This window comes from Kitasatospora sp. Xyl93, from assembly GCF_055383135.1.
The window spans coordinates 8,053,793-8,073,179 of the sequence record NZ_AP029185.1; the positions used below are offsets into that span (position 1 = coordinate 8,053,793).

At 73.9% G+C, this 19,387-nt stretch carries 13 protein-coding genes and 1 CRISPR repeat array; of the genes, 10 read left to right on the forward strand and 3 right to left on the reverse strand.

What is annotated here, in order from left to right; all coding sequences use genetic code 11:
- Positions 1-7: 7 nt before the first annotated feature.
- From ACZ5GH_RS34975 to ACZ5GH_RS35000, 6 genes are read left to right on the forward strand one after another with little or no spacing between them, the layout of a single operon-like run.
- Entirely contained in the window at positions 8-262 is a 255-nt protein-coding gene (locus ACZ5GH_RS34975; RefSeq protein WP_387755827.1) for an acyl carrier protein, read from the forward strand.
- Positions 259-1,509: a beta-ketoacyl-[acyl-carrier-protein] synthase family protein gene (locus tag ACZ5GH_RS34980; RefSeq protein ID WP_387755829.1), complete on the forward strand. Its 1,251-nt coding sequence runs from the start codon at positions 259-261 to the stop codon at positions 1,507-1,509. The genes ACZ5GH_RS34975 and ACZ5GH_RS34980 overlap by 4 nt, the downstream gene beginning before the upstream one ends.
- On the forward strand, positions 1,509-2,321 hold the full coding sequence (fabI, locus tag ACZ5GH_RS34985; protein WP_387755831.1) for an enoyl-ACP reductase FabI: 813 nt from the start codon (positions 1,509-1,511) through the stop codon (positions 2,319-2,321). The genes ACZ5GH_RS34980 and fabI overlap by 1 nt, the downstream gene beginning before the upstream one ends.
- On the forward strand, positions 2,318-3,322 hold the full coding sequence (locus ACZ5GH_RS34990) for a beta-ketoacyl-ACP synthase 3 (RefSeq protein ID WP_387755833.1): 1,005 nt from the start codon (positions 2,318-2,320) through the stop codon (positions 3,320-3,322). The genes fabI and ACZ5GH_RS34990 overlap by 4 nt, the downstream gene beginning before the upstream one ends.
- A complete protein-coding gene (locus ACZ5GH_RS34995; RefSeq protein WP_387755835.1) occupies positions 3,319-4,320 on the forward strand; it encodes an alpha/beta hydrolase family protein in 1,002 nt (333 codons plus the stop codon). Before ACZ5GH_RS34990 ends, ACZ5GH_RS34995 begins: the two co-directional genes overlap by 4 nt.
- Positions 4,321-4,353: 33 nt before the next feature.
- Entirely contained in the window at positions 4,354-5,934 is a 1,581-nt protein-coding gene (locus ACZ5GH_RS35000; RefSeq protein ID WP_464336333.1) for a long-chain-fatty-acid--CoA ligase, read from the forward strand.
- 91 nt (positions 5,935-6,025) lie between these two features.
- Here the strand turns inward: ACZ5GH_RS35000 and ACZ5GH_RS35005 are convergent, their stop codons facing one another.
- The 3 genes from ACZ5GH_RS35005 to ACZ5GH_RS35015 all read right to left on the reverse strand — a co-directional run bounded on the left by ACZ5GH_RS35005 (position 6,026) and on the right by ACZ5GH_RS35015 (position 9,141).
- Positions 6,026-7,114 (reverse strand): branched-chain amino acid aminotransferase, encoded by a 1,089-nt coding sequence (locus tag ACZ5GH_RS35005; protein ID WP_387755839.1) that lies wholly within the window; start codon positions 7,112-7,114, stop codon positions 6,026-6,028.
- 160 nt (positions 7,115-7,274) lie between these two features.
- Positions 7,275-8,051 carry an NAD(P)-binding domain-containing protein gene (locus ACZ5GH_RS35010; protein ID WP_387755841.1) on the reverse strand — a complete coding sequence of 259 codons (777 nt, stop codon included), beginning with the start codon at positions 8,049-8,051 and terminating at the stop codon, positions 7,275-7,277.
- A gap of 73 nt (positions 8,052-8,124) precedes the next feature.
- Positions 8,125-9,141, reverse strand: coding sequence for an alpha/beta hydrolase fold domain-containing protein (locus ACZ5GH_RS35015; RefSeq protein ID WP_464336927.1), 1,017 nt, complete (start codon positions 9,139-9,141; stop codon positions 8,125-8,127).
- A 209-nt stretch (positions 9,142-9,350) separates the two neighbouring features.
- Here ACZ5GH_RS35015 and ACZ5GH_RS35020 point away from each other — a divergent pair, with 209 nt between their 5' ends.
- From ACZ5GH_RS35020 to casB, 4 genes are all read left to right on the forward strand, one after another.
- The gene (locus ACZ5GH_RS35020) at positions 9,351-10,004 is read left to right on the forward strand and encodes a TetR/AcrR family transcriptional regulator (protein ID WP_464336334.1); all 654 of its coding nucleotides are present in this window, start codon (positions 9,351-9,353) and stop codon (positions 10,002-10,004) included.
- 226 nt (positions 10,005-10,230) lie between these two features.
- A CRISPR array of direct repeats spans positions 10,231-13,369; the repeat unit is 29 nt; unit sequence CGGCTGACCCCCGCGGGTGCGGGGAGGAG.
- Positions 13,370-13,888: 519 nt separating this feature from the next.
- On the forward strand, positions 13,889-16,720 hold the full coding sequence (cas3, locus tag ACZ5GH_RS35025) for a CRISPR-associated helicase Cas3' (RefSeq protein ID WP_464336335.1): 2,832 nt from the start codon (positions 13,889-13,891) through the stop codon (positions 16,718-16,720).
- Positions 16,721-16,935: 215 nt separating this feature from the next.
- Positions 16,936-18,525, forward strand: coding sequence for a type I-E CRISPR-associated protein Cse1/CasA (casA, locus tag ACZ5GH_RS35030; protein ID WP_464336336.1), 1,590 nt, complete (start codon positions 16,936-16,938; stop codon positions 18,523-18,525).
- A complete protein-coding gene (gene casB / locus ACZ5GH_RS35035; protein WP_464336337.1) occupies positions 18,522-19,376 on the forward strand; it encodes a type I-E CRISPR-associated protein Cse2/CasB in 855 nt (284 codons plus the stop codon). Before casA ends, casB begins: the two co-directional genes overlap by 4 nt.
- Positions 19,377-19,387 lie beyond the last annotated feature (11 nt).

Here is a 19,387-nt window from a genome sequence, read left to right on the forward strand (position 1 = left end):
GAGAGCCATGCCCGACACACTGGACCGCAGCGCCATCGAGAACTTCGTCGTCGACGCCCTGGTCGACCTCGGCGTCGAACGCGAGAGCATCGTCGACGACGCCGCCCTGGACGAGCTGGAGATCGACTCGCTCGACATGGTCGAACTCAGCCAGTCCATCCGCAAGCAGCTCGGCGTCCCGGTCAAGCCCAAGGACTTCGACCAGCTGTACACCGTCGGCGAGGTGCTCGCCCTGTGCCGCCGCAAGGCCGGGCTGGAGTGAGGCCCCGGGCCGTCGTCACGGGCCTGGGCGCGGTCACCCCGCTGGGGGTGGGCGCCGACGAGCTGCACCGGCGCGCGGTGGCCGGCGAGAGCGGGCTCACTGACGGGCTCGGGCTGTGCCGGGACTTCCGGCCCGCCGACCACCTGTCGCGCCAGCAGATCCGCCGCACCGACCGCTTCACCCAGCTCGCACTCGTGGCCGCCGCCGAGGCCCTGGCCCAGGCGGGATGGACGGACGGCCCCCTGCCGTACCCCGCCGAGCGGATCGCCTGCGTCGTGGGCTGCGCGCTCGGCGGGACGGCCAGCTTCGAGAGCCAGAGCGAGGTGCTCCGGCAGCAGGGCGGGGAGTTCGTCTCCCCGCTCATGGTGCCCGCCATGATGGCCAACGCCGCGGCCTCGCAGATCGCCCAGCGCCACGGCCTGCGGGGCGAGGCGCTCTGCCTGGCCTCCGCGTGCAGCAGCGCCACCCAGGCGATCGGCACCGCCCTGCTGCTGCTCGCCGCCGGAGCCGCCGACGCGGTCGTCGTCGGCGGCGCCGAGGCCTCCACCTCCGCCCTCGTACGGGCCGCCTTCCGGACCGCCGGGGCGCTGTCCGAGAGCGGCCGCTCGGTGCCCTTCGACCGCGACCGGGACGGCCTGCTGATCGGCGAGGGCGCCGGGATCCTGGTGCTGGAGACCGAAGCCGGCGCCGCCGCCCGGGGCGCCACCGCGCTCGGCGAGGTCCTCGGCTACGGCGCCACCTGCGACGCCCACCACCTCACCGCCCCCGACCCGACCGGCGGACCCGCGGCCCGCGCCGTCACCCTGGCACTCGACGCGGCCGGAATCACCCCCGGGCAACTCGGCTACCTCAACGCCCACGGCACCGGGACCGTCCTCAACGACCGCTCGGAGTGCGACGCCCTGCGACTGGCCCTCGGGCCGGCCCTGGAAGAGCTCCCGCTCTCCTCCACCAAGTCCTGCACCGGCCACCTCTTCGGCGCCGCCGGCGCCGTCGAGGCCATCGCCACCCTCCAGGCGCTGCGCCACGCCACCGCCCCGCCCACCGTCGGGCTGCGCGAACCGGACGAGAAGCTCGGCCCGCTCAACCTGATCCGCCACGCCACCCCGCTCGCCGGCCCCACCCTGCCGGGCGGGCGCCGGGCGGGGCTCTCCACCTCCTTCGGGTTCGGCGGGCACAACGCGGCCCTGGTGCTGGCGGCCGCCGCCGCCCCGGGGACCACCGGCACGACGAAAGGCCAGGAGTGATGCTCGGCTTCCACGGACGCCGCTATCTGATCACCGGGGTGCTCAACCAGGACTCCATCGCCTGGCACACCGCCAGGGCGCTCCAGGAGGCGGGCGCGGAAGTCCTGCTCACCGGCTTCGGCCGGGCCCGGCGGATCACCGAGAAGGCGGCGGAGGTCCTGCCCCACCCCACCGAGGTGCTGGACCTGGACGTCACCCGGCCCGAGGACTTCGCCCGACTGGTCAAGGAACTCGAACAGCGCTGGGGCGGCGTCGACGGCGTCCTGCACGCCGTCGCCGCCGCCCAGCAGACCGCCCTGAGCGGCAACTTCCTCACCACCCCGCCGGACGCCGCAGGCCTCGCGCTGCGCACCGCCGCCGTCTCGCTGCACTCGCTGGCCACCGCGCTGGCCCCGCTGCTCAGCGCGGACGGGCGGCGCGGCAGCGTCGTCGGACTGGACTTCGACGCCAGCGGCGCCTGGGCCGGCTACGACTGGATGGGCGTGAGCAAGGCGGCGCTCGGCGCGGTCTGCCGCTACCTGGCGATGTACCTCGGCCCGTCCGGCATCCGGGTCAACCTGGTCGCGGCCGGCCCGGTGGAGACCGTCGCCGGACAGGCGATCAGCACCTTCGACCGGATCGCCGACCGCTGGCAGGCCGAGGCCCCGCTCGGCTGGGACCGCACCGACCCGGCGGTGGTGGTCGGACCGGTGCTGTTCCTGCTCTCCGACCTCGCCGCGACCGTCAGCGGGGAGATCCTGCACGCCGACGGCGGGATGCACGCCGTCCGGATGGGCACCGGTCCCGCCTTCGCCGAGGGGGGTGCGGCATGACCGCCGCCATCGTCGGGGTGGGCGCCGCACTGCCCGAACGCGTCGTGCCCAACGAGCACTTCGAGCGGATCGGCGCCTCCCCGGAGTGGATCGTCAAACGGACCGGCATCCGGGAGCGCCGCTTCCTGGCGCCGGAGGGCCGGCTCGCCGACCTCGCGGTGGCCGCCGCCGAGCAGGCGCTGCGCGGCTCCGGGCGCACCGCGGCGAGCATCCGGCACGTCGTGGTCGCCACCATCACCCCCGACCGGGTCACCCCCGGGGTGTCGGTGGAGGTCGCCGCCCGGCTCGGCCTGCCGCAGGCCGTCGCCTTCGACCTGCACGCGGCCTGCGCCGGGTTCGTCTACGGCCTGGACCACGCCGCCGCGCTGATCGAGACCGGCCGGGCCGAGGCGGTGCTGGTCTGCGGCGCCGACGCGCTGACCCGGATCACCGACCACGAGGACCGCGGCACCGCGGTGCTGCTGGCCGACGGCGCGGGCGCCGCCGTGGTCGCCGACGTGCCCGGCGCGCCCGAGCCCTGCTTCTCGCTCGGCAGCGACGGCGAGCAGATCCCGCTGCTCTACGCCGACCGGGAGGACCGCAAGCTGCGGATGGACGGCCGGGAGGTGTTCGACCACGCGGTGGAGAAGATGTCCGCCGCCACCCGGGAGGTGCTCGCCCGGCGCAGCCTGACCTGCGAGGATCTCGACCTGTTCGTCGCCCACCAGGCCAACGCCCGGATCGTGCGCGCCGTCGGCAAGGAGGTGGGGCTGCCCCCGGAGCGGCTCTACCTGAACGTCCACCGGGTCGCCAACACCTCGGCGGCCTCGATCCCGCTGGGCCTGACCCACGCCCGCGAGGAGGGCCTGCTGGACGGCCCGAAGCTGCTCGGCCTGGCCGCGTTCGGCGCGGGCATCACCTGGGGCGCCGGGGTGATCGGCTGGCGGCCGGGCGCCGGCGCCGGCGCCGGGTCCGCTTCCGAGACCGGCGCCGGGTCCGTCGACCGGGAGGCGGGGACGTGAAGACCCCCCGGTTCCCCGTGATCGCCGAGATCGCCGCGCCCGACGGCGCCCGGCTGACCGTCCGGGCGCTGGCCCGGCCGGAGCCGGGCGCCCCGGTGGTGGTCGTCCTGCCGGCGATGGGGACGGCCGCCCGGCACTACACCCCGCTGGTCCGCGCCCTGCACGCGGCCGGGCTGAGCGTGGCCACCTGCGACCTGCGCGGCCACGGCGAGAGCCGGCCGCGGCCGCGGCGCGGGGTCGCCTTCGGCTTCCGCGAGCTGGTGGAGCACGACTTCGGGGCGGTGCTCGACGCGGTGGCCGGGGCGTTCCCGGGCGCGCCGCGGTTCCTGCTCGGGCACAGCCTGGGCGGGCAGCTGGGCCTGGTGCACTGCGGCGTCTACGGGCCGCGGCTCGCCGGCGCGGTGCTGGTGGCCAGCGGATCGGCCTGGTACCGGACCTTCGGGCTGCGCGCGGGCCTGCGGCGGCTGGCGCTGAGCCAGTTCTCGATCGTCGCCTCGGCGGCGGTCGGCCACTGGCCGGGCGAGCGGTTCGGCTTCGGCGGCCGTGAGTCGGCCCGGCTGATGCGGGACTGGGCGCGGCAGATGCGCACCGGCCGCTACCGGGTGCGCGGCGCGGTCACCGACTACGAACGGGCGCTGGCCCGGGTCGACCTGCCGGTGCTGGCGGTGGACGTGCAGGGCGACGAGCTCGCGCCGCCGCGGGCCGTCGACCACCTGTGCGCCAAGCTGCCCTCGGCCCGGGTGGAGCGCTGGAGCTACACCGCCGAGCAGGCGGACGGCCGCGAGCTGGACCACTTCCGCTGGATCCGGCACAACCGCGGGCTGGTGGAGCGGATCGCCCCGTGGATGCTCGCCATCGCCGCGGAGGCCGCCGCGGAGGGAGCCGTGAGCGCCTCCGAGGGGGCTGCCGCGGGGGACGCCCCGGGCGCCGACGCGAAGGTCGGTGCGACCGCCGGCGAGACCGCCGCTCCGCACGGCGGCGTCCGTCCGACCGTATGACGATGTGACCGAGCCTGCCCGAGGAGCGCCCGCATGCCCGCCGTCCCCGACCCGTCCGACAGAAGCACCGACCTGCCGCCCGGCGGCCTCGGTCTGCCGCCCGGCGGCCCCGGTCTGCCGCACACCATCCCCGACCTCCTGGCCGCGACCGCCGCACGCTGTCCGGAGCGTCCCGTCCTGCGGCTCGACGGGCAGGTGCTGAGCTTCGCCGACCTGGAGGCGCGCAGCGCCCGGACCGCGCACTGGCTGGCCGGCCTCGGCGTCGAGCCCGGCGACCGGGTGGCCGTCCTGCTGCCGAACGTGCCGGAGTTCGCCGTGCTGTACTACGGCATCCTGCGCGCCGGGGCGGTGGTGGTCCCGATGAACCCGCTGCTGAAGACCCGGGAGATCGAGCACTGCCTCGCCGACGCGGGGGCCGCCGTCCTGCTCGCCTGGCACGCCGGCGCCGAGCACGCGGTCGAGGGCGCCCGGCGCACCGGCACCCGGCTGGTCGCCGTCGAGCCGGCCGCCCTGGCCGCGACGCTCGCGGACCAGCCGGCCGGGCCGCCGCGGACCGGGCGGCGCGGGGCAGCGGACACCGCGGTCATCCTCTACACCTCCGGCACCACCGGCGCCCCCAAGGGCGCCGAGCTGACCCACCGCAACATCGTGTGCAACGTCCGGGCCGGCGTCCGGGTGCTGGGGCTGGTCGAGGGCGACGTGATCTTCGGCGGACTGCCGCTGTTCCACTCCTTCGGCCAGGTGATCGGCCTCAACTGCGCGGTCTCCGTGGGCGCGTGCGTGACCCTGGTGCCGCGCTTCGACCCGCTCGCCGCGCTCTCGGTGATCGAGCGCGACCGGGTGAGCGTCTTCCTCGGCGTCCCGACCATGTACACCCTGATGCTGACCCACCCGCAGCGCGCCGGGTACGACGTCTCCTCGCTGCGGGTCTGCCTGGGCGGCGGCGCGCCGATGCCGCCGGAGGTGCTGCGCGGCTTCGAGGCCGACTTCGGCTGCGTGGTGCTGGAGGGCTACGGCCTGTCCGAGTCCTCGCCGCTGGCCTGCGCCAACCGGAGCGACCGGGAGCGGGTCGCGGGCACCATCGGCATCCCGATCGAGGGCGTACGGATGCGGATCGTCGACGAGTCCGGCGCGGAAGTGCCGGACGGCACGGTCGGCGAGGTGGTGATCCAGGGCCACAACGTGATGAAGGGCTACTGGCGCCGGCCGGACACCACCGCGCGGACCGTCCGGGACGGCTGGCTGTACACCGGGGACCTCGGCACCCGCGACGAGCGGGGCGACTTCCGGATCGTCGACCGCCGCAAGGACCTGATCATCCGGGGCGGCTTCAACGTCTACCCGAGGGAGGTGGAGGACGTGCTGTACGAGCACCCGGCGGTGGCCGAGGCCACGGTGATCGGCGTCCCCCACCCCGTCCACGGCCAGGAGGTGGCCGCCGCGGTGGTCCTGCGCGAGGGCGCGTCGGCGACCCCGGAGGAGATCCGCGGCTTCGTCCGCGAGCGGGTGGCCCCGTACAAGTACCCGCGGCTGGTCTGGACGGTGGACGCGCTGCCCAAGGGGCCGACCGGAAAGATCCTCAAGCGTGAGGTCGTGGTGCCCGAAGGGAGTTGAGCCGGGAGCCGGGGGACGGGGAGGGGGACGGGAGCCGGGCGTCGGTTCCGGCCGGTGGGCAGGGCGGCCCGGTCGGGCCGCCCCCGGGTGGTCAGACCACCCGGCGCATCCAGCCGTGGACGTCCTCGGCGCGCCCGTACTGGATGTCCAGCACGTGCTCGCGCAGCGCGAGGGTCTGCTTGCCGGGCGCGCCGTTGCCGACGGTGAACTCGTAGCCCTCGCCCTTGAACCCGACGATCGGGGTGATCACCGCGGCCGTCCCGGCGGCGAACACCTCGGTGACCGTGCCGTCGGCGGCACCGCTCCGCAGCTCGGAGAGGGTGATCGCGCGCTCCACCCGGGTCAGCCCGAACTCGCCCGCCAGGGCCAGGATCGAGTCCCGGGTCACCCCGTCGAGGATGCTGCCGAGCGCGGGGGTGACCAGCTCGCCGGCCGAGGTGACCAGGCACAGGTTCATCGTGCCGGACTCCTCCAGGTCCCCCTCGCCGCCGGTGTCGTCCAGGAACAGCACCTGGTCGCAGCCGTGCTCGCGGGACTCCAGCTGCGCGGCCAGGCTGGAGGCGTAGTTGCCGCCGCACTTGGCGGCGCCGGTGCCGCCCCGCCCGGCGCGGGTGTACTTGCTGCTGACCCAGAGCGTGATGCCCGTGACACCGCCCGCGAAGTACGGGCCGGCCGGGCTGGCGATCACCGAGTAGGCGATCTCCTCGGCGGGCCGCACCCCGAGGAAGGCCTCCGCGGCGAACATGAACGGCCGCAGGTAGAGGCTCTTCTCGTCACCGGAGCCCGGCACCCACGCCTCGTCCGCGCGGACCAACTCCTCGACGCTGGCGAGGAAGTCCTCCTCCGGCAGCACAGGCAGGGCGAGCCGCTCGGCGGAGCGGGCGAAGCGGCGGGCGTTGAACTCCGGGCGGAACAGCCAGACGCTGCCGTCGGCGTGGCGGTAGGCCTTCAGCCCCTCGAAGATCTCCTGGGCGTAGTGCAGCACGGCGGCGCTCGGGTGCAGCGAGTACGGCACCAGCGCGGAGACCTTGCGGTCGTGCCAGCCCTCGGCGGGCGTCCAGGTGGCCGAGGCCATGTGGTCGGTGAAGAACTTGCCGAACCCCGGCGCGGCGAGGATGGTGCGTCGCTCCTCCTCGGGGACGGGATCGGTCGTCCGGGACAGAGGGAAAGCGCGACTCATCGTCAACTCCTCGAAACCGCTGTGGAATCTGTGCGAACCGACGCCAATGACCGGCGTCATACCCGTCATGCTAACGGTCGTCAGCCGGGCGGGATACGGCGCGACCCGACGAGCGGGGAGCCGCCGGCCCCCGAGGGGACCGACGGCTCCGGGACCCGCCCTACCGGTGGCCGGCGTGGAGGTCGGTGACGAGCCCGTCCAGCGCGGCCCGCAGCGCATCGGAGTTCGCCTGGTCGAACCAGGTGGTACGGATGCGCTCGTTGCTCCCGCCCGGCGTCTCGTGATCGGCCGCGAGGCGCTCCAGCGAGTGGGCCCCGTCGCCCAGCGAGCGGCCCACCTCCTGGAAGACGCCGCGGACGAACCGGTCGGCGTCCTCGGCGGGGACGCCCTGGTCGGCGGCCCAGGAGACCAGCGTGGTGAGGAACGCGTAGTGGGTGGTGAGCGTCGACGTCAGCGCGGACAGCACGTTGAGCGCCGCCTCGTCCGCCACCGGCAGGGCCCCGCCCAGCCGTTCGAAGAAGGCGTCCACGTCGGGGTGCGAGGGGTGGACCACGGTGACCGAGCGGCGCTCGCGGATGGGCGGCAGCGGAATGGCGTGGGTCACCGTCGCGTCGGTGGCCAGCACCCGGCGCAGCTCGTCGGTGCCGACGCCGGGGATCACGTTGACCACGATCCGGTCGCCGGGCACCTCCAGCCCGGCCAGGGCCCCGCGCCAGTCCTGCCGGCGCAGCGCGACGATCACCAGGTCGGAGCCGTCCACCACCTCCTGGTTGTCGGCGCACACCCGTACGTCCTCGTACCGATCGGCCAGCTCGGCGGCGGTTCGGGCACCCCGCGGGGACAGCAGGACCTCCGGCCCCGCCTCCTCCCCGTGGCGCAGCCCCATCACGATCGCCCGGCCGATCTCGCCCACTCCGATGATGCCGATGCGCTTCACGATGACTGCCTCCGTCGGTTCCGATGGTCCAGGGGAGGCCGGACGGAGTCGGTCGTCGTGCCCGTCGCGGCCCTCATCGGACCGTAACCCCTGCGGGGCCCGGGCCGAGAGCCGAACGGAGGAAGCCGATGATCTCGGTCCGGGCGGCCGCGGCCTGCGGGACCAGGCCCGGCAGGCTCAGGAACGCGTGCGGGGCGCCCGGGTACTCGCTCAGCCGCACGGCGACGCCGGCCGACCGCAGCCGCTCGGCGTAGCGGCGGCCGTGGTCGGCCACCGCGTCATGGGTCGGCACCACCACGAGGGCCGGCGCCGGCCCGTCCAGTCCGGCCGGGTCGTCCAGGCTGTCCGCGTACAGCGGCGAGAGCGCGCGGGCGTCGGTACCGGCCGGGACGGCGAGCCGGCGGAACAGCTCCAGCTTCGGCATGGCGTGGGTGGCCTCCCCGAACTCGGCGGCCGAGGGGTAGTCGAACATCGACGCGGTCACGTCCACGGCGGGGTTGACCAGCACCTGCGCGCGCAGCGGCAGCCCGGTCCCGCCCGCCCGGATCGCGGCCAGCGCGCACACCAGTCCGCCGCAGCTCTCCCCGAGGAGGGCCGCACGCGCCGGGTCGACGCCCCACCGCCCGGCGTCCCGCAGCACGTGCCGGAGGGTGTCCCAGCCGTCCTCGACCGCCGCCGACAGGGGGGTCGTGTGGTCGAGCAGCCGGTGCTCGACCGAGACGACGACCGCGCCCAGCCCGGCGGCGACATGGCTGTTGATCCAGTCGCTCTGCGGGGCCGTCCCCACGAAGGCGCCGCCGTGGACGTGCAGGACCAGCGGCAGCGCGGTGCGGCCGGCGTCCGGCCGGCCGTCCCCGGCCGACGGCCGGTACACCCGGACCGGCAGCTCCCGGCCGGGCAGCGCCACCCGCTCCCAGCGGATCACGACACCGGCGGCGGGCTCCCCGGTCGCAACCCGGGCCGCGGCGGAGGCCCGGAAACGGTTCTCCGCCTCGCGGTAGGCGATCAGCTCCTCGGCGGATATTGCCGAGAAGTCCGGCTCCGGCGGCTGCGCGGCAGTCGCCGCGCTCGCGGTGTCCGCGGCGTTCATGGCATCGGTGGCGTTGGTGGCGTCGCTCATGTCTCCCATGTCTCCTGCTCCCCTTCCCCGGCCGAGGGCCGGGCGCGTGGCTGGTGGTCGTACGGGTGGAACGGGCTCGCGCACTCATTATGCACGCACCGCGTGCAATGGCGAGTGCGTTACCGCGTGCTCGCTCGCGCGCATTCGTTACACTGACCCGACGGGACGAGAGGGGCGACATGGCAGGCCGCAGACGTTGGTCGACCGAGGAGATCCTGGACGCGGCAGCGGACCTGCTGCGCACGGGCGACGCCGAGTCGTTCAGCGTGCGCAGACTCGCCGCCGCGCTCGGGACCGACTCCTCCAGCCTCTACCGGCACTTCCGCAACAAGACCGAACTGCTGCGGTCGCTCGCCGACCGCATCCTGGTGGCCGCCCTGGACGGCTACCGGCCGGAAGGGGACTGGAAGCAGCGCATCACGGCCCTCGCCCTGCGCCTACGGGGGGCCTTCGCCGAGCAGCCCCAGGTCGCCTCGATCTGGGGGCGCTACGCCTCGGGCGGCGCCGGCTCGCGGCTGGCCATGGAGGAGGTGCTGCAGGCCCTGCGCACGTCGGGCCTGCCCGACGAACGGATCCCGGCCTGCTACCACCGGATCGTCGTCCTGCTCTCCGCCCTGATCGCCGCCGAGGCCGGAATCGGCGGCATCACCTCCGAGGAGTACGACCAGGGCATGGAGCAGTTCCGCGTCGCGGTCCTCGGCGCCGACCCCGACCGCTTCCCCGCCCTCGCCCACTTCGCCCGCGACATCCGCCCCCTGGGGGTGGACCGCCAGGCGGCCTTCGAGGAGATCCTCGCCGCCCACCTCGCCCAGATCGAGATGGAGATCCCCTGACCGACCCTCAGCCCAGACGCCGGCGCGCCGCCGCCCTCGCGGTCGTCGAGGACGCGAGCCGCGGCGTGTTGACGGGCTCTGAGCCCCAGTCTGCGGATCGTATGCCTGGTGACCCCGCTGGCGCGGGGAGGTGTTCGACGGCACCCCAAGATGTGAGCGGATCGCCGGCTGACCCCCGCTGTCGCGGGGAGGAGAACCGCGGCCCGATGACCGCCCGCAACCGCTCCGGCTGACCCCCGCTGGCGCGGGGAGGAGCCGCACGACACCCCGCACCACGGGAACGCGTGCGGCTGACCCCGGCGGGTGCGGGGAGGAGGCCTCAGCCACCTCCCCGAGCTCCTCGCCGATCGGCTGACCCCCACGGGTGCGGGGAGAGTTGACGATCCGGCGCAGGGTGCGGCCCGGGTCCGGCTGACCCCCGCGGGTGCGGGGAGGAGAGGTCGAACGGGCGGCTCAGGCTCCAGCCTGGCGGCTGACCCCCGCGGGTGGGGGGAGGAGCGGGGCCGGTGTAAACGGCGTTTACACCCCGGCGGCTGACCCCCACGGGTGCGGGGAGGAGCGGCCGGTGGAACGCCCCGGCAACACCCGCTGACCCCCGCGGGTGCGGGGAGGAGGCGTCCATCTGCCTGGCCGAGAGCGCCTGCAGCGGCTAACCCCCGCGCGTGCGGGGAACAGGAGTCGGGCGCGGAGGCCGAAGGGGAAGAGGGCGGCTAACCCCCGCGGGTGCGGGGAGGAGCTGGAGCGCGGCGCGAGTGCCCTCCAGGAACGCGGCTAACCCCCGCGGGTGCGGGGAGGAGGCCTCCAAGCCCGTTCCCCGGGAGGAAGAAGTCGGCTAACCCCCGCGGGTGCGGGGAGGAGTCCGGCGCGGCCTCAGCGAGTACCTTCTGGGCCAGCTAACCCCCGCGGGTGCGGGGAGGAGTCGATAGCGACCGAGATGCCGTACGAGATCGCGGGCTGACCCCCGCAGGTGCGGGGAGGAGCAGGGGTGGCCTTCTGCCGCGATTCGGTGAACCGGCTGACCCCCGCGGGTGCGGGGAGGAGATGGCGGACCTCAGGACGGCGTAGCGCTGAACCGGCTGACCCTCGCGGGTGCGGGGAGGAGGAGGCCGTGTCCGGCAGCAGCACCGTGTCCGCCGGCTGACCCCTGCGGGTGCGGGGAGGAGACGGTGCGGATGCGCCGTCACCGACTGGACGGCGGCTGACCCCCGCGGGTGCGGGGAGGAGACGTCAATCCGATCCTGTCCGTGGACGCCGACCGGCTGACCCCCGCGGGTGCGGGGAGGAGGGCAAGTGCACCCAACCCATCTCGGCCATTCACGGCTGACCCTCGCGGGTGCGGGGAGGAGGGGGAAGGTGCCGTGCTCGACCACTGCTGCTCCGGCTGACCCCCGCGGGTGCGGGGAGGAGGGACGAAACTCATGATGCAGGATCACCCTGCCCGGCTGACCCCCGCGGGTGCGGGGAGGAGAGCGGCTCCCAAGCCTCGCGCGGCGCATGACCCGGCTGACCCCCGCGGGTGCGGGGAGGAGTGGCCGACCTCGACCCCGTCGTCCTTGCGGTTCGGCTGACCCCCGCGGGTGCGGGGAGGAGGACGAAGCCCGTGGCGTCATGGACAAGTTGGGCGGCTGACCCCCGCGGGTGCGGGGAGGAGAAGATCCCCGACGCCGAGTTCAACGCGAAGACCGGCTGACCCCCGCGGGTGCGGGGAGGAGGCCCTGTGGGGCGCAGCGATAGTGCTCGACCGCGGCTGACCCCCGCGGGTGCGGGGAGGAGCACCGCCACCCGCACCCCTTCGACGCATCGGACGGCTGACCCCCGCGGGTGCGGGGAGGAGACCGCGGCGGTCACGATGACGTCGCACAGCTCCGGCTGACCCCCGCGGGTGCGGGGAGGAGGTACCGGAGCAGCCCGGCCGGGGGTCAGCGGCCGGCTGACCCCCGCGGGTGCGGGGAGGAGACCGCCGCGAAGCGGAAACGGGAGCCGCGCGACGGCTGACCCCCGCGGGTGCGGGGAGGAGCTGCTCGCCGCCGCCAAGAGCGCGGCCGCGCGCGGCTGACCCCCGCGGGTGCGGGGAGGAGTACCTCGGGCCCAACGGAGAAGACCCGCAGTGCGGCTGACCCCCGCGGGTGCGGGGAGGAGGCCTCCGGCACGCTCGCGCCCCACGCCCGCGACGGCTGACCCCCGCGGGTGCGGGGAGGAGTTGGCCAGGCCCGCCCGGATCCGGGCGAGGGTCGGCTGACCCCCGCGGGTGCGGGGAGGAGCGCAGACGGTCACGGAGGAGACGCTGCGGCTGCGGCTGACCCCCGCGGGTGCGGGGAGGAGGACAGGCTCTTCGGTGACGGCCGGGTGCAGGACGGCTGACCCCCGCGGGTGCGGGGAGGAGCAGCCGTACAACATCGAGATCCTGCGCGACGCCGGCTGACCCCCGCGGGTGCGGGGAGGAGCAAATGCGGATGCCAGCCATTCCGAGTGCCGTAAGTGACGGCTGACCCCCGCGGGTGCGGGGAGGAGTGACGAAATCGTGATCGAATTTCACAAACAGACGGCTGACCCCCGCGGGTGCGGGGAGGAGCGTCCGGTCATCGGCGTCACCTCGTTGGCGTGCGGCTGACCCCCGCGGGTGCGGGGAGGAGCTCGGCTACGGACGGCGTGAGACGGTGGTCTGCGGCTGACCCCCGCGGGTGCGGGGAGGAGGGCGTTGCCTGCGGCGTCCGCGGCTCCGGCGACGGCTGACCCCCGCGGGTGCGGGGAGGAGAAGCGCGACTACCACCTCGATGCCTTCGGCGCCGGCTGACCCCCGCGGGTGCGGGGAGGAGTCCGACGCCCACGGGTCCGGCTCCGACTGAACCGGCTGACCCCCGCGGGTGCGGGGAGGAGGGGCGAGCAGATGAGGCCGAGGTTGTCGAGGTCGGCTGACCCCCGCGGGTGCGGGGAGGAGGTGAGGATGTCCTCGACGCGGTGGCGCTCGACCGGCTGACCCCCGCGGGTGCGGGGAGGAGGCCCAGGACTCTGCCGCGGCAGCGATCGCCGCCGGCTGACCCCCGCGGGTGCGGGGAGGAGCCCTTCGGCCTGGCCTGCCCCACTGGCTGCGCCGGCTGACCCCCGCGGGTGCGGGGAGGAGCCCTTCGGCCTGGCCTGCCCCACTGGCTGCGCCGGCTGACCCCCGCGGGTGCGGGGAGGAGGGTTCGGCGCGGCGGCCGTAGAGGTCGAGCAGCGGCTGACCCCCGCGGGTGCGGGGAGGAGCCGACGACCGGCCCGACACCCACGCGCAGCAGCGGCTGACCCCCGCGGGTGCGGGGAGGAGTACAGGCCGACGACCGGCCCGCCGATCCATACCGGCTGACCCCCGCGGGTGCGGGGAGGAGGCTTCCTGACCTGCGGCGCAGCGATGGCTTTGCGCTTTCTTGACCATGCTGGCGAGGTGTCGGATGCCTTGGCCAGGTGCGCCGTTCGGTGTAGAAATGTCAAGGATCGCTCACATGATGCCATGAGCGGTTCGGAGCCTGGGGTACGGCAGTTCGCGGGTATGGGAGGGGGCTGCCGGGCTCGACGAGGGGGGCGGGGCGAGCGCCACTCCTGAACAGCGACGGCAAGCCGGTATCCGTGTACTCGTGATGGTGGGCTCATTGCGCCTGGAGGCCGGTTCGATCGCCGAGGTCCCCGGTGCCAGGCCAGGTTCGGCGGTAGCCAAAAGTTCCAATTTAAGGGGTGGCCCAGCCTGTTTGGTGGTGCCTGGATCGTTACACGAACTACCCGGCGACGCCCTCCTGGTGCCTATGAGCTCGGGTGATGCGCCTCGGCCCCCGTCCGCCAGGTCCTCGTCTGCCATCGATTCCGATGAGAGGCCGCGAGGATTGTCAGTGGCAGCTGATACATCCTCAGGCGTGAGCAAGAACAAACCTGTTGGTGGCTTCGAGTCGGCCGGTCCCGACTCCCGCATGTGGGGCAAGAGCGCCGGTCTGCCCGGTCCCTACCCCGTGATCTGCCACCTCCTGGACGCGGCCGCCGTTGCGGGTGCGCTGTGGGACGCCGTCCTGAGCGACCGCATGCGAACGCGGATCGCCGGGGCCATGGGCGTAAGCGAGGCCGAGGGTGAGGCCCGGAAGATGGTGATGCTGTGGGCTGGGCTCCACGACATCGGGAAGATCTCGCTGCACTTCCAGCAGCAGGTCGCCGACGAGTTCGCGAAGCTGACGGGGGACCCGGCGTATGCGGAGGACAACCCGGCGGTGAAGCGCAGCGGGTACCTGAGGCACGAGACGGCCACGCACTGGGGGCTGGTCGAGTTCTTCAAGCAGTGCGGCTATCCGCTCCACAAACCGGTCAGGAAGTCGCCGGCCCACCAGATCGCCCAGCTGCTCGGCGGGCACCACGGGTGCTTCGCCCCAGCGCTGCAGGTGAAGGAGATCAACAACCCGTCGGGCTACCAGCCCGCTCTCGGCACTGCGGAGGGCTGGCGGGAGCAGCGCCTCGCGCACGCACATGCGGTCCGTCGGACGGTCGGGGCCGACAAGCCGTTGGATTCCGTGCTGCCCGGTGAGCTGGCGGTGGTGGTCGCCGGGTTGGTCGTGGTGGCCGACTGGCTGGCCAGCCAGGTCGACGTCATCGAGCCGCGGATGCCCGGGGAGGACTGGAAGACCGGGGACTCCGAGCTCGCCGAGCACTTCGAGACGGCAGCCGAGGCCGCATCGGGGTGGGTTCGCGAAGCCGGTCTCGGGCGGGCGGCGTTTCCGGCCAAGCCCTTCACGCAGCAGTTCCCGTTCCCCCCGAACAAGCTGCAGGCAGACGTCGCGGAGTACCTGCCCAGGGTGGTGAAGGGGCCCGGACTGTTGCTGGTCACAGCCCCGACCGGCGACGGCAAGACCGAGACCGCCCTGCACGCGGCCTCCGTGATCGCAAGGGCCTCGGGCGCTTCCGGCGTCTACTTCGCGCTGCCGACGATGGCCACGGCGGATGCGATGTTCACCCGGGTCCGCAGGTTCGCCGAGGACAACGTCGAGGGCGATCGCGCGCTCACGCTGCTGCACAGCATGGCCTGGCTGAGCCCCGACTACGCCCCCGGGGAGGGTGCGACGGACGGCTCGGCCGTGCTCGCGGACACCGAGGCCGGCCAGTGGCTGCGTACGGGGCGTCGGGGTCTGCTCGCGCCGCTCGCCAACGGCACGGTCGACCAGGCGCTCACCGGCGTACTTCCGGTCCGCTACGGCTTCCTGCGACTGTTCGGCCTGTCGAACAAGGTGCTGGTGGTGGACGAGGCCCACGCCTACGGCCCGTGGATGCACAGCCTGCTGGTGCGACTGCTGGAGTGGCTCGGCGCGTTCGGCGCCCCGGTCGTGCTGCTGTCGGCGACGCTGACCGGCAAGGCGGCCTCGTCCCTCGTCGACGCCTACCGGCGCGGCGCGGGCTTCCGCGAGCCGTCCGCGGTGGAGCCCTGCTACCCGGGATGGCTGTTCGTGGACGCGGGCAGCGGAGAGGTGTCCACGCCGCGCGAGGTCGGCAGCAGCCGCGCCCGGACCCTGCGCCTGGAGACCCGCCAGGTCCACTGGGACGTCCGGGACCAGGGCGTCGCGAAGAAGCCCGGACGGCAGGGGCGCCGTGAGGCCCTGCGCGAGATCCTCGCACCGGTGACCACCGAGGGCGGCTGCGTCCTCGTCTGCTGCACCACCGTGGACGAAGCCCAGCGCACCTACCGTTACCTGGAGTCGGCCCTGCCCGAACTCGCCGCGCGCGACGGCGGCCTGCGGCTGCTCCACTCCCGCTACCCAGCCCACGAGCGGCAGCGCATCACCACCGAGTGCGAAACCGCGTACGGGAAGCCCGCGGACGACACGGCGGCGGCCACCCCGCGCGCGGGCTCGATCCTGGTGGCCACCCAGATCGTCGAACAGTCACTCGATCTCGACTTCGACCTGATCGTCTCGGACCTCGCGCCGTTCGCGCAGCTCCTGCAGCGGGCCGGCCGCGGCAAGCGCCACGAACGCCCCAACCGCCCGGCCTGGACCGGCGAGCCCGCCGAGCCGCGCATGATCGTGCTGGAACCGCTCGACGACGAGGGCCGCGTGGCAGCCCCCCGCTCATGGGGCACCGTCTACGGTGCCTCCCTGCTGCGCCGCACCAGCCTGCTGCTCGCAGGGCAGTCCAGCGGTGCGGTCGAAGTCCCGGGAGACGTCCAAGAGCTCGTGGACGACGTCTACGCGGACGACTTCGGAGCCGGCCTGGAGACGGCCGCCGCAGTGGAGCTCGACCGGATGGACGCCGAGCGCATCGCTTCGGAGGCGGCCGAGGAGCAGATGGCGGAGATCACCGTGATCCCGGCGCCGTGCGACGTGGTCGACGACCTGTCCGAACTCAGCGAGCGCAGCTTCGTCGTCTCGGACGACCTGCTGACCACCCGCCTCGGCGCGGACAGCGGCCGTGCCGTGTGCGTCTTCGAACGGGAGAACGGCTGGAGCCTCGACCCCGGCCACGATGTTCCGCTGCCCTCGGCCGCGGCGAACCGGGATGAAATCGCGTTGATCATGCGGCATACCGTGCCGCTGCCCGGCCGCTGGCTCGCCGGCCGCACGGACGAGAACACCGTGCCGAAGGCCTGGAGGGACCGGCCCCTGCTCACCGACCTGGCCCTGCTGCGCATGCGCCGTGACGGCGACCAGTGGACGGGCCGGCTGGGGGAGAGGCAGCTCATGTACTCGAACGTGGGAATTTCCGAGAACTGACGTCATAGGCACCGCACTTGACGATACGTTGGCTACGCCTGCCCCGGACAGGGCTGTCGCCCGTCCGGGACCGGCACGACCCCCGCTTGAGCGGGGACAGGTCTGCCGACACGGCCACTTCCTAGGCACCGCACGGCTCACCCCCGCTCGATCGCGGGGACCGCGCAGAGCCTACCCACCCTGTGCTCACCCGTACTCGCCTCGCCGGAGGCCGCATGCCATCCGCACCACTCGCACCACCCAGCTACAACCTCCTCGACGAAGCGTGGATCCCCGTCCGCTGGGTCCCCCGCAGGGAGGAGGACGACGAGGCCGCCACCCGCCCGCCCAGGGTCGGCCTGCGCGAACTCCTGCTGTACGCACACGAAATCGAACAGATCGCGATCGCCGACCCTCCCGCGCTCTCCGCGCTGTACCGCGTCCTGTACGCGATCACCGCCCGTGTGACCGAGCTCGACGAAGCCGGCCCCGGCGACTGGTCCGACCGCCGCCACGGCCTGGTCGACCAGGCGCGCTTCGACGAGAAGCAGGTCGCCGAGTTCACCGAGCACAACCACGGCCGCTTCGACCTCTTCGACCCCGAACGTCCCTTCCTCCAGGACCCGAGGCTGGCCGAGCAGTGCGACCCGGCGAACACCGCCGGCGTCGACAAGCTCATCACCACCCGCCCCTCGGGCAACAACCACTCCTGGTTCCAGCACGTCAACAGCACCGCTCCCGAGCTGCCCACCCCCGACCAGGCCGTCCTGCACCTGCTCGTCTGGCACTACTACGGTCCCTCCGGACGGTGCTCCAGCCGTACGGTCGGCGGCACCAAGGCGGCCAGCAGCAAGGCCGGCCCCCTTCGGAGCACGCTCTCCTACCACCCGGAGGGCGAGACGCTGTTCGAGACGCTGCTGGCCGGACTTCCCAAACCCCGCGAGAGCGTCTCCCGTGTCAGCGACCTGTGCCCGTGGGAGCGTGAGGAACTGCCCGACCCCGCAGCCGCTCCACCGCCGCTGAAAGGTCCGTGCTCCGGCCTCACCGCCCGCTCCCAGCACGCGCTGCTCCTGGTGCCCGATGCCACCGGCCGGTACGTCCGCGACGTCTTCATCACCTGGGCGAACCAGCTCAAGATCTCCCGCGAGGGCGACCCGTACCTGATCTGGCAGACCAGCAAGGAGGGAAACCTCTACCCCCGCCCCGCCGACTCCCGGCGCGCGCTGTGGCGTGATCTGGACGCCCTGCTGCTCAACAACCCCGCGGGCACCACCCGCCCATGCCGCCCCGAAGTGTTCCGCACCGCGCTGGAGGTCTCGGAAGACCTGAGGGTGCGCGCGCTGGGGTTCGAACAGGACGGACAGGCGAAGGACATCCAGTTCGTCGACGCGGTCACCCCACCGGTGCTCGGGCTTGCGGAGGAACCCACGGTCGCGGTCGAGATCGGCCGCCTGCGCGTCCTGGGGGAGCGGTACGGGAACCGGCTCGACCGGGCCGTCAAGAAGGCCTGGGCCGGTTTCACCACGGCCCCCAAGATCCGCGACTGCACCTGGGCCGTCGACGCCGCGGCCCGCTACTGGCCCGCCGCCGAGGCCGAGTTCTGGAAGCGCCTCGGCGAACGCGACTTCCACGGCGCCGCCACGGCCTTCCGCATCCTCGCGGAGAAGGCCTACGACACCGTCACCTACGGCGCGCTCGGCACCATGCGCGGGGCCAAGGCCTGCACCACCGCCCGCATCGAGCTGTACGGCGGGCCGGTGAAGCGCCCGGCCAGGACCGGGGGCGCCGACGGTACCGGCCGCAACACCAGTACGGAGGACGCATGAGCACGACCAGCACCATTCCGGGGCCCGCCAAACCGGCGGACGACGCGGTCGGCACACCGAAGGAGCCCGCCCTCATCCCCTCGCTGGGGCGGGCACGTGCCTTCACCGCCAGGATCGACAAGCGCAGTCACGAGGATCCCGGTGTCCGCGCGGCCCTGCGCCGTGGCGTCGGCAAGGACCTGGACGCGGTGCCGTTCATGCACCGCTACGTGGCCTCCTGGCTCACCGACGAGCAGACGCGCAGCCGCGACGTCCAGCGCGCCTTCTACACCGTCGCCTCCCTGATCGCCGCGCAGCGCCGCGACCAGTACGCCGCCGCGAAGGCCGAGACGTCGAGGAAGAACGGGTCGAAGGAGCAGCCGAAGGAGCAAGCGAAGGACGAGGAGGCGACGGCCGCCGGATCGCCGCCGGACGCGCCCGGCGCCCCGACCGACCGCGGGGAGGAAGCGGACCCCGGGACCGCCGAGCGGATCCCCCCGCGCAGCCTCGGCCAGGCCTTCGCCGACGGTGTCATCAAGGGCGGCCAGGCAGGCGGTCTGCGCGAGACCTCGGCCGAGACCCGCCTCAACCTGCTGAGCCGGCAGAGCGTCGACGGCCTGCACCGCCACCTGCCCGGAGCCGTCCGCCAACTGCGCGGCAGCGACGTGGAGATCGACTGGGCCCAGCTCCTCATCGACCTCTGCCAGTGGCGCCGCCGCTCCGGCACCGTCAAGCGGATCTGGCTCCAGGACTACCACCGGACCCTGCAGAAGGACGGCGAGCGCCGGGCCCGCGAGCACGACGACGACCAGAGCGAGGCCGCAGACGCCGCCGAGACCGAGGGCACGGACAGCGCCGCCTCCGAGGCCTGACCGCCACCCCG